The sequence below is a fragment of the Geminicoccus flavidas genome (assembly GCF_009806515.1).
GTDB classification, from domain to species: domain Bacteria; phylum Pseudomonadota; class Alphaproteobacteria; order Geminicoccales; family Geminicoccaceae; genus Geminicoccus; species Geminicoccus flavidus.
In genome coordinates, this window is the sequence record NZ_WUJP01000232.1 from 1 (window position 1) to 10,589 (window position 10,589).

11 protein-coding genes and 1 pseudogene are annotated in these 10,589 nt (G+C 68.6%); 10 read left to right on the top strand and 2 right to left on the bottom strand.

Features of this window, described 5'->3' with window-relative positions:
- The 6 genes from EQG76_RS06565 to EQG76_RS06590 all read left to right on the top strand — a co-directional run.
- Positions 1–735 (top strand): extracellular solute-binding protein (locus EQG76_RS06565; RefSeq protein ID WP_159711719.1); only part of this gene is annotated, 735 nt, incomplete at its 5' end.
- A 150-nt stretch (positions 736–885) separates the two neighbouring features.
- The gene (locus EQG76_RS06570; RefSeq protein WP_159711721.1) at positions 886–1,770 is read left to right on the top strand and encodes an ABC transporter permease subunit; all 885 of its coding nucleotides are present in this window, start codon (positions 886–888) and stop codon (positions 1,768–1,770) included.
- Positions 1,771–1,781: 11 nt separating this feature from the next.
- Positions 1,782–2,699, top strand: coding sequence for an ABC transporter permease subunit (locus tag EQG76_RS06575; protein ID WP_159711723.1), 918 nt, complete (start codon positions 1,782–1,784; stop codon positions 2,697–2,699).
- Positions 2,700–2,710: 11 nt separating this feature from the next.
- Entirely contained in the window at positions 2,711–3,841 is a 1,131-nt protein-coding gene (locus tag EQG76_RS06580) for an ABC transporter ATP-binding protein (protein WP_159711725.1), read from the top strand.
- 304 nt (positions 3,842–4,145) lie between these two features.
- A complete protein-coding gene (locus EQG76_RS06585; RefSeq protein ID WP_159711727.1) occupies positions 4,146–5,285 on the top strand; it encodes a trypsin-like serine peptidase in 1,140 nt (379 codons plus the stop codon).
- A 136-nt stretch (positions 5,286–5,421) separates the two neighbouring features.
- A complete protein-coding gene (locus tag EQG76_RS06590) occupies positions 5,422–5,682 on the top strand; it encodes a hypothetical protein (protein ID WP_159711729.1) in 261 nt (86 codons plus the stop codon).
- 234 nt (positions 5,683–5,916) lie between these two features.
- Here EQG76_RS06590 and EQG76_RS33295 read toward each other — a convergent pair.
- Positions 5,917–6,138 (bottom strand): annotated as a pseudogene (locus EQG76_RS33295) (hypothetical protein); the annotation flags it as partial.
- Positions 6,139–6,331: 193 nt separating this feature from the next.
- Between EQG76_RS33295 and EQG76_RS06600 the strand changes: the two are divergent.
- From EQG76_RS06600 to EQG76_RS06615, 4 genes are all read left to right on the top strand, one after another.
- Positions 6,332–7,804 (top strand): calcium-binding protein, encoded by a 1,473-nt coding sequence (locus tag EQG76_RS06600; protein ID WP_159711731.1) that lies wholly within the window; start codon positions 6,332–6,334, stop codon positions 7,802–7,804.
- An 81-nt stretch (positions 7,805–7,885) separates the two neighbouring features.
- On the top strand, positions 7,886–8,647 hold the full coding sequence (locus EQG76_RS06605) for an SDR family NAD(P)-dependent oxidoreductase (protein WP_159711733.1): 762 nt from the start codon (positions 7,886–7,888) through the stop codon (positions 8,645–8,647).
- Between the two features lie 27 nt (positions 8,648–8,674).
- Entirely contained in the window at positions 8,675–9,502 is an 828-nt protein-coding gene (locus EQG76_RS06610; protein ID WP_159711735.1) for a hypothetical protein, read from the top strand.
- The gene (locus tag EQG76_RS06615) at positions 9,502–10,266 is read left to right on the top strand and encodes a glycerophosphoryl diester phosphodiesterase membrane domain-containing protein (RefSeq protein WP_159711737.1); all 765 of its coding nucleotides are present in this window, start codon (positions 9,502–9,504) and stop codon (positions 10,264–10,266) included. The genes EQG76_RS06610 and EQG76_RS06615 overlap by 1 nt, the downstream gene beginning before the upstream one ends.
- 5 nt (positions 10,267–10,271) lie before the next feature.
- Here the strand turns inward: EQG76_RS06615 and EQG76_RS06620 are convergent.
- A partial coding sequence (locus tag EQG76_RS06620) for a TetR family transcriptional regulator C-terminal domain-containing protein (protein WP_200840606.1) occupies positions 10,272–10,589 on the bottom strand: 318 nt, incomplete at its 5' end.

The window sequence follows — 10,589 nt, forward strand, 5'->3', positions numbered from 1 at the left end:
TTCTCCGCGGTCCACGACCTGCCGATCGCGACGAAGAACAATGGTTATGACGGGCTGGATGCCGAGCTCGTGGTCAACCAGACCAAGTTCGTCGACCACGTCGCCTTCTTCAAGCGGATGACCGACGAGGGCCTGTTCCAGCTCAAGGAATACGGCCAGGCGCGCCTGCAGTCCTTCATGAAGGGCGAGTGCATGATGATGCAGTCGTCCATCGCCGACCACGGCACGGTCGGCAAGACCATCCCCGCCGGCACGAACTGGGGTGTGGCGCTCCTGCCGGTCTGGGAAGGCACCGAGCGCAAGAACTCCTTCGTCGGCGGCGCCTCGCTCTGGGCCCTGGCCGGCCATTCGGACGAGGAATACGCGGCGGCCGCAGCCTTCTTCGCCTTCATCGCCAAGCCCGAGCAGGCGGAGTGGTGGTCGACGGTGACCGGCTACATCCCGGTGACCAACTCCGGCTACGAGTACATGCAGGACAAGGGCTTCTACGACGAGCCGCCGTTTGCGGGCCGCGAGATCGCGATCGAGTCCCTGTCCTATACCCCGCCCACCGCCAACAGCCGCGGCATCCGGCTGGGCGGCTACCCGCAGATTCGCAAGGAGTTCCGCGACGCGCTGACGGGCATCCTGGCCGGCAGCACCGGGGTGCAGGAGGGCCTGGACGCGGCGGTCGAGCGCGGCAACGCGATCCTGCGCCGGTTCGAGAAGACCTACGCGGGCAAGACCCTGCCCTGACCTCAAGCCTGATCGAGGTCTCGGGTTCGTTCGTGCAGATTTGCCGTTCGCAACGCGCACCCCGGGACCTCCTCCTGGCGTGGCCGGCGCCAGCTGCCAGCCTAGCACAGGACCACAGTCCTCATCGACTCTTCCGGAGTGTTCGACCCGGTGGACAAGCGCGCTTGGTTCCGCAACACGCCGCTCGCCCTGGCCCTCGCCGCCCCGCAGCTGCTGCTCGTGCTGCTGTTCTTCTACTGGCCGTCCGGGGCGGCGCTCTACTGGGCATTCACGCTGGAGCAGCCCTGGGGCGGCGGCAACGTCTTCGTCGGCCTGGAAAACTTCCGCACGATCTTCGGCGATCCGCTCTACTGGAACTCGGTCGGCCGCTCGGTGGTGTTCGCGCTGGCCTCGACCCTGCTCGCCATGACGCTCGGCATGCTGCTGGCGCTCGCGGTCGACCGGCGGCTCAAGGGCCATGCCGGCTTCCGCTGGGCGCTGATCTGGCCCTATGCGATCGCGGCCCCCGCGGCCGGACTGGCCTTCCGCTTCCTGCTCTCGCCGGAAGCCGGGATGATCGCGTACCTGAACCACAGCTTCCCGGGCCTGTGGAACCCGATCGTGAACGGCTGGCAGGCGATGCTCCTGATCATCCTCGCCTACAGCTGGAAGTACGTCGCCTACAACTTCCTGTTCCTGCTGGCCGGGCTGCAGTCGATCCCCAAGAGCGTGATCGAGGCGGCGGCGATGGACGGGGCGCGGCCGCTCCGCCGGATGTGGGACCTGCAGCTGCCGCTGCTCACGCCGACAATCTTCTTCCTGCTGGTGGTCAACCTTACCGACAGCTTCGTCGACAGCTTCGGCATCGTCGACCTGACCACCGAGGGCGGGCCGAACAAGGCGACTGAGCTGCTGGTCTACAAGATCTACTTCGACGGCTTCAAAGGCCTCGACTATTCGGGCGCGGCTGCCCAGAGCATCATCCTGATGATCCTGGTGATCGCCCTGACCTTCATCCAGTTCCGCTTCGTGGAACGCCGGATCCACTACAGCTGAAGGTGCCGGCGATGATCGAACGTACCCCGATCCTCGACATCGTGACCCAATTGATCCTCCTGCTGGGTCTCGTGATCGCGCTGGTGCCGCTCTGGCTGGTGGTCGTCGCGGCCAGCCTGAACCTGCAGGAGGTGAACACGTCGCCCCTGCCGCTCCTGCCGGGCAGCCACCTGATCGAGAACCTGGTCTCGGTATGGCAGCGCGGTGATCTCGGCTGGAAGCTGTTCAACAGCATGCTGGTCGCGACGCTGGTGGCCGCCGGCAAGGTATTCATCGCGGCACTCACCGCATTCGCGATCGTGTTCTTCCGCTGGCCGCTCAGGATGCTGGCATTCTGGGCGATCTTCGTGACGCTGATGCTGCCGCTGGAGGTGCGGATCGTCCCGACCTATGCGGTCGCGGCCAATGCACTAGGACCCTTGCAGACCATCCTGGAGGTCACCGGCCTTGCCCGGCTCTGGCAGCTGGCGACCGGGGTCGAGCTGGCGCTGGAATGGAACCTGCTCAATTCCTACACCGGTCTGGTCCTGCCGCTGGTCGCGACCGCCACCGGGACGTTCCTCTACCGCCAGTATTTCCTGACCATCCCGGACGAGTTGGTGGAAGCCGCGCGCATGGATGGCGCGGGACCGTTGCGCTTCTTCCGCGACATCCTCCTGCCGCTGTCGCGCACCAACATGGCAGCACTGGCCACCATCATGTTCCTCTATGCCTGGAACCAGTATCTCTGGCCGCTGCTCGTGACCACCGACCGCGCCAACTACGGCACCGCGGTCATGCAGCTGCGCCAGCTCATCCCGTCCATGTTCAGCGAGCCCGAGTGGAACATCGCCATGGCGGGCACCCTGATCGTCATGGCCCCGCCACTGCTGGTCGTCATGCTGATGCAGCGCTGGTTCGTCCGGGGTCTGGTCGCGACCGAGAAATGAGGAACGAGATCATGGCCGACATCACACTTCGCGCGCTGCGCAAGTCCTATGGCGGCAACGAGGTGGTCAAGGGCGTCGACCTCAGCGTGCCGGCCCGCAGCTTCCTGGTGATCCTGGGGCCCTCGGGCTGCGGAAAGTCGACGCTCTTGCGCATGATCGCCGGGCTCGAGGAAATCACCTCCGGCGAACTCACCATCGGCGGCGAGCGGATGAACGACAAGGAGCCGCGCGAGCGCCACTGCGCCATGGTGTTCCAGAACTACGCGCTCTATCCGCACATGACCGTGGCCCGCAACATCGCCTATCCGCTGGAGGTGGCGGGCGTGCCGCGGGCCCTGCGGGAGCGGCGGGTGCGGGAGACCGCGGCCTCGGTGGGCCTGGCCGATTATCTGGAGCGCAAGCCCGGTCAGCTTTCGGGCGGGCAGCGCCAGCGCGTCGCCATGGCCCGGGCGATGATCCGCGAGCCAAGGGTGTTCCTGTTCGACGAGCCGCTCTCCAATCTGGACGCCACCCTGCGCGTGCAGATGCGGCTGGAGCTGCGCCGGCTGCACCAGCGCCTGGGCGTCACCTCGGTGCTGGTCACCCACGACCAGACCGAGGCCATGACCATGGCCGACCTTTTGGTGGTGATGAATGGCGGTCGGATCGAGCAGGCCGGCACTCCACTGGAGGTCTATGGCCGGCCGGCCTCGCGCTTCGTCGCGAGCTTCATTGGCACACCGCCCATGAATCTGGTCGAGGCCGAGATCGCGCCCAGCGGCCGGCTGCACACTGAACTCGGCCCGCTGCCGATCGCTGTGGAACGAATCGCATCCGGGCCCGTCCTGCTCGGCGTCCGCCCGGAGCACGTGCTTTTGGCGACCGGCCCGGACAATGCCGACCTGGAGCTGCCCCTCGAGTTGGTCGAGGAGCTGGGGGCCACCCGCATCCTCCATGCCCGGCTGGACGGCCGGGGCTTCGCCGTGGCGACGGCACCCGGCCTGCCCTTCCCGCCGGGCGCCACGCTCCTGCTCCGTCTCGACCCCAGCCAGCTCCACCTGTTCGGCCGGGCCGACGGACGTCGGATCGACGCCGGGCTCGTCCGGATCGGCGAGCAGGTGCCGGTGGCGCCGACCGAGGCGGTCGCCGTTCCCTTCAGGTAAGAGGCGACATCGAAGCCGGCAGAGCACAGGAACGGGCCAGATCGGAGCTGGCGCTGAATTGTGGCCGACAGCGCCGCGGAAGACCGCCGCGAGTTTAGGAGAGATCGGGATGATGTGACCGATGTCACCATCCCGTTGTTCTGTCACTCCAGGCCGGTGACCGAAATCACCAGCTTCAACGCCTGCACGCGAATACCATGACCTCGTTCAATAAGGCAGAGGAACGACAAGGTCTCTCCAATACCGTGCATGAACTCCGGCACGGCAAGGCAGAAGACGGTTCCTCAGGCTTCGCGAGGAAACAATGGTTCATCGTCTCAGGTCGCGCCTGCTGTTGAGCATGGCGGCAGGTGCCTCGGTTCTGGTCCTGGCCGCGAGCCCCAAGCAGGCTGCCGCCGTCGCGACCATCACCAATAATGAAGCCAATGCCATCCGTGCCGCCTCGGCGGCGGCTCCCTACTGGACACCCGGGCGCATGCGCAGTGCGAAGCCCATGACCCTTCCGAACGCCCCGGGGCTCGGCAGCATCGTCCAGACTCCGGCACAGGCTTCCGCCTTCTCGTCGATGGCTTCTTCGGTCTCGAGTGAGCCGGGCATCCCGGTCCAGCCGGGCAGCCAGGCCATGCCGGACGTGCTGCTGCACCAAGCTATGCCCTTGATGTCCGCCAGCAACGCCGTGGCGCCGGCTGCGGCCAACGCATCCCGCCAGGAGTTCACCAACTCCCGCGTCGTGCCGATGAACGTGCTCAAGGGCATGTATCCGTGGCAGGCCACCGGCAAGCTGTTCTTCCGGACCGACACCGGTCAGGACTCGGTCTGCTCCGGCGCCATCGTCCAGCACCGGGTGATCGCGACCGCGGGGCACTGCCTCTACAACCCAGTCACACGGAAGTTCTTCAGCAACTTCATGTTCGTGCCCGGGCACGACAACGGCAGCAGCCCCTGCGGCGGCTACAGCTGGGAGTACGCAGCGGTCACCAGCTCCTGGCAGAACGGCAATGGCGTGCTGCCCAACCGGGCGGATTTCGGCGTGCTGGTGGCAGCGAACAAGCCCTGCCGCGGCAAGGGCAGGATCGGCGCCTCGCTCGGCTGGCTCGGATGGCGGACCAACGCCGTCCTGAACAAGCACGTCACCATCCTGGGCTATCCCTGCAACCTCGACTCCTGCCAGGTCCTCCAGCAGACCAACACCCTGGTCAACCGGTCGCGCGGCCCTGCGGTCGAGGCCGGCTCCTACCACGAAGGTGGCGCCAGCGGCGGCCCCTGGGTCCTGGACTGGGGAATCCCCTCGTCGGGCCAGCCGGCGAACAGCCTGCAGATCGTCGGCATCACCTCCTACCAGCCGGGTAACCGCAACCAGGACTATCTCGGCAGCTCGATCCTGAACAACGAGTGGGTCCAGATCTGGAACCTGGCCTGCGCCCGTGCCGGCGCCTGCCGGTGACATGTCCGGACCTGGGCGCGAGGCGGAAGACGCCTTGCGCCCAGGTCCGTGGCCGGATCACGTCGAGCCTCATCGGAAGGGCGAAGCCAGCATGACCCGATCGGAGATCAGGCAGAAGCCTCGCCGGAGCTGGACCATGCTGGTCCTCTCGGTCGTTCTCGCCGGGACGGCGGCACCTCCCGATCCGGGGGCACCCGCCGCCCCGGAGGACCAGGAGGCCCGTCCGCAGGACCAAGACGGCCAGGAGAGCTACTGGACCGAGGAGCGGATGCGCGAGGCGGTACCGTTCCCAATGCCGAAGGTGGATGAGGAGGAAGGCAAGCAGCAGGCTCCTCTTCCTTCGGATCCGGGTGAACCTTCGTCCCACTCCCCCGCTTCACCACCGCAGCGGCCCTGAAAATTGAGCGCGGGCGCCTCTACTCGGCCGGCTGAGCCATGGACCGGCTCCTCGTCACGCATCGCCACGGCGCTGCCGTAGCGGGGCGCTGCCGTAGAAGGCCGTAGAAGAAGGAGGCAGTGAGGAGATAGGCCAGGGTGGCAGCGGGACGGACGCCAAGGTCGATGCAGATGCCGATCGCCTCGCCGTGCATGAGGCCGAAGAAGCCGAGCACAGCCCCCGCGAGGGTGAAGGGCCCTGCCTGCGTGCCACCTCCAGCACACAGCAGTTCGGCACGGCCGGGGTGAGCCGGCTCACGTCGTTGCCGAGCGTCTCTCCGAACCCGCCGGGCTTCAGGAAGTCGCGCTGCATGTCGATGAGAGGCGGAGGTCCAGCCCGACCGGTTGCGGCAGGGCCGGCAGCGTCAACTCGACCAAGAGGCACCTCCGCAGCGTGGCGACGGTGAGGCGCAACCATACAAGAACCGCGCCGATAGCGCTGGCGCGGTGCCACGACCGCTGCGTGTCCAGGAATGGGCAGAAGCTGGTCAACCGGCAGGCGACCCGGCCGCTGCGTCATTCCTGCCGCCTACCGTTGCGCTGATCAGCCCCTTGGGGTAGCCGGGCCGTGATGGATCGCGTTTTCCGGAAAACAGCAGCGGAGCAGGTGATTGGTCACCCTTCCGAGCGGCATCGCCGCCGATAGCGTGCGGCTGACCGTGGCCACCGGCCCGGGCGGCACGGCCGACCCGGCCTTTTTGGTCCATTACGGCACCAACGGCCAGACGATCCACAGCAATGGCAGCACCGCACCGCGGGTCTACCTGGCGAACGGCACCGAGGTCGCGAACAGGGAGACCTTCTCCGGCGAGGAGCGCCTGCGGCTTACCGGCAGCGGCGAGGCTGACCGCCTGCTCGGCACGGGCGGTGCCGACCTGATCCGGGGCGGGGCCGGTGACGACCATCTGGACGGCGGTGCCGGCAACGACGTGCTGATGGGCGGGGCCGGTGCCGACCTGCTGATCGCGACCGCCGGCACGGACGGCCTGTCCGGCGGTGCCGGCAACGACGTCTATCGCCTGACCCGGACGATCGACAACGCGGTGCTGTTCGACGAGGCCGGCACCGACCGGCTGGTGCTGGACGGGCTGCGCCTGGCCGACCTGACCTTCGGCCGGGACGGCCAGTCCCTGCGCATCGACTTCGCCCGCGCTGGCGGCGGCACCGCCCAGGTCCTGCTGGGCGACCAGTATGCCGGCGGCACGATCGAGCATCTCTACCTGGACGACGGCGCCTATCGCTGGAACGGCAGCGACTTCGTCAGTGCCACGCCACCGGCGGGTGCGCCCGGCCAGGCTTTTCTCGGCGGGCTCACCGACAGGGACGACCAGTTCCTGGGCTCGCCCTTCGCCGACCTCGTGTTCGGCAAGGGCGGCGACGACGTGATCCGCGGCGGGGCCGGCAACGACCAGCTGGCCGGCAGCGAGGGCAACGACTGGATCCGGGGCGATGCCGGCAATGACCGGGTCGATGGCGGCCTCGGCGCCGACATCCTGGATGGTGGCGACGGCACCGACCTGGTGCTGGGCGGGGCCGGCAACGACTTTCTCGATGGCGGGTCCGGAGCGGACTACGTGTTCGGCAGCCTGGGCGACGACGTGATCCACGGCGGGGACGGCGACGACCTGAAGCTCGCCGGCGGGCTCGGCAACGACCTGGTTCAGGGCGGGGCCGGCAACGATTCCCTGGATGGCGGCTCGGGGGACGACCGGCTGGAAGGTGGTGCCGGCAATGACGAGCTGTTGGGCGGGGCCGGCGACGACGAGCTGTATGGCGGCGATGGCCAGGACGTGCTGCGTGGCGCCTATGGCGACGACCTGCTGAACGGCGGGGCCGGCAATGACCTTTTGGCCGGCGGCCCTGGTGACGACGTGCTGGTGGGCGGGGCCGGCGACGACCGGCTGGAAGGTGGGACCGGCCGCGACCTCGCCCAGTTTAGCGGCGCGCGCGCTGGCTATACAGTGGACCAGCTGAACGGCGGCCTGTGGCAGGTCGTGGGCACGGACGGGCGCGACACGCTAAGCGGGATCGAGCTGGTCCAGTTCGGTGACGGCCCGGCCCTGGCGATCGGCAGCCTGCGCTGACGAGGACCGCCTCAGGCCGCTTGATCCGCCTGCCCTTTCCGCGGACATCTCGACGAGGTGTAGAGCAGGGGGAAAAACGCAATGGATCTCGGCCTGAAGGGTCTAAGAGCGATCGTGACCGGGGGCAGCAAGGGCATCGGCCGGCGCTGTGCGGATGCGTTCGCGGCGGAGGGTGCGCATGTCTCCATCTGCGCACGCAATGACCGGGAAGTTCTGGAAGCGGTTGCTGAGCTGGAGCGTCGAGGGGTGACCGCCTTCGGCCAGAACCTGGACGTCGCCGACAAGGCGGCGCTGGAAGGCTGGGTGGCAGCCTCGGCCAAGGTGCTGGGCGGCATCGATATCGTGGTCGCCAACGTCTCCGCCCTGGCGGTGACCGACGACGAGGCGTCCTGGCGCAAGCAGTTCGAAGTGGACATGCTGCACAGCGTGAACACGGTGAACGCGGCCATGCCCTATCTGGAAAAGTCGAAGCACCCCTCGATCGTGCTGATCAGCTCGGTGTCCGGCCGGGAGATCGACTTCACCGGGCCGGCCTATGGCGCATTCAAGGCGGCGCTGATCCACTATGCCCATGGCCTGGCCTACAAGCTGGCGCCCAAGATGATCCGGGTGAACAGCGTGTCGCCGGGCAACACCTATTTCGAGGGCGGCGTCTGGCACTGGATCGAGAACAACAACCCCGAGCTGTTCAAGCAGGCGCTGGCCCTGAACCCGACCGGACGGATGGCGACGCCCGAGGAGATCGCCAAGGGCGTGGTGTTCCTGGCGAGCCCGGCCTCCAGCTTCACCACCGGCACCAACCTGGTGATCGACGGCGCGCTCACCAAGGGCGTGCAGTACTGAGCGGCCGGCGGCCGGTCGGATGAGCGGATGGCGGGACGGGAGCCTGCCCCCCGGCTGGACCTGCGGAGAGTCCTGCGCGATACGGGACGGGCGCTCGCCCGCCACCACCGGACCCTGTTCGGCCTGATCGCCGTCAGCACGATGCTGGGGGTCAGCGTGCCGGTGCTGACGGCGGCCCTGGCCGGGCCGAACGTCGCCATGGCGCTGCACGTCGCGGCCAGCTTCGCCATGGCCGGCTTCGCCTGGGCCCTGGTCGTCGAGAAGGTGGCGGGTGGCCATGGGCAGCGCCCTCTCGCACCCGGCAGCCGGCCAGAGCGGCGAGCGGTCAGGACGCTGCGCGGGCTGGGCGCCATGGGCCTCACGCTGCTGGTCGCGACGCCGGCCACGCTCCTCCTGGTCCTGCCCGGGCTCTGGGTGATGACCGCCTGGTTCGTGGCCGTGCCGGCGGCGGTGACGGGCAGGCTCGGCCCAATGGCCGCCGCCGAGCGCAGCTACCGGCTGACCTTGGGCCAGCGCTGGCGCGTGCTGGCGCTCTATCTGGGCATGCTCGGCCTGTTGTGGCTGGTCGACATGGCGGCCGATCTGTGGACCGTTCGCGGGCTGACCCTGTCGATCACCTTCTTCCATGGCAGCGGGCTGCTGCGCGAGGCTGAGCTGGGCGGGCTGAGAGGCCTGCCCGGGTACGCGCTCCGGGTCCTGCTGCTCACCAGCTTCGCGATTCTGTCCATGGTGCTGGTCACCGTGACTTGGCTGCACCTGCACCGGCTGGCCCGGCCGCACGCAGCCCACGGCTTGACCGGCCCCGGGCGATCCCCTTCAGATCCCGGCGGGTCGCGCGTGCGGGAGTTGGACTGATGGCAACGGCGAAGGCCCCCGACCGCCTGTATCCGTTCCGGATCATCCGCCAGGGCCTGCAGATCGTGCTGACCCGGCCGCTGCAACTGTTCGGCCTGGCGGGGATCGCCGTGTTCGTCGCGACCGGCCTGGACATGCTGGCGGCCCGGCTGATCGCCTCGTCCGATCTCGCCAACATCCTGGGCTTCGTCATCCAGGCGAGCGGCTCGGCCATGGCGGCGGTGGCGGTCACCCGGGTGGTGCTGGCCCAGGCGGATGGAAGGGAGCTGGGCGTGGCCGAGGCCTACCGGGCCGCCGGCCCTGCGGCCCTGCGCGTGTTCGGCGCCAGCCTGCTCGTCTCGATCGGCGTCCTGATCGGCTTCGTCCTGTTCGTGGTGCCCGGCCTGTGGCTGGCCACCTTGTGGATCGTCGCAGTGCCGGCCGCGATCGTCGAGGATCTGCCGCCGCTCTCGGCGGTGCGGCGCAGCAGCCAGCTCACCCGCGGCAACCGCTGGCCGGCCCTGGTGCTGGTGATCCTGTCCGTGGCGGTCGGCACCGGACTGGGCCTGCTGCTGGCCCTGCTGATCAGTATCCCGGTCGGCTGGTTCGCCGGGCCCGAGGCGGTCGAGACCGCCACCGGCTACACCCATTTCGGCCAGGTACTGGAATCGGTGGGGGTGGCGGTCCAGGTGGTGCTGAGCTCGACCTTCGCCGCACTGACCTGGCATCGGCTGCGCGAGATCTGGCGGGGCGCCGGCCACCGGGCGGCGGCTTCCGCGGCGTGAGGGACCTAGCCCTGGCCGGCCAGCGAGGCGGCGGGGCGGGCCTGTGACGGGATGCAGGCGCGCAGGATGAAGTCGGCCAGCGAGCGGGCGATCGCTTCCTGGGCGGCCGGGTCGGGCGGGGCACCGCGGACGGCTGCCACCTGCGGCGCGAAGTCGGCATAGGTCTGGGTGGTAGCCCAGATCGTGAACAGGAGCTGGTGCGGGTCGACGGGCGCCATCCGCCCCTGGGCGATCCACTCGCGGATAACCCGGCTGCGCTCCTCGACCCACTGGCGCAGTTCGCCTTCCAGATAGTGCTGCAGCCGATGGCCGCCGCTCAGCAT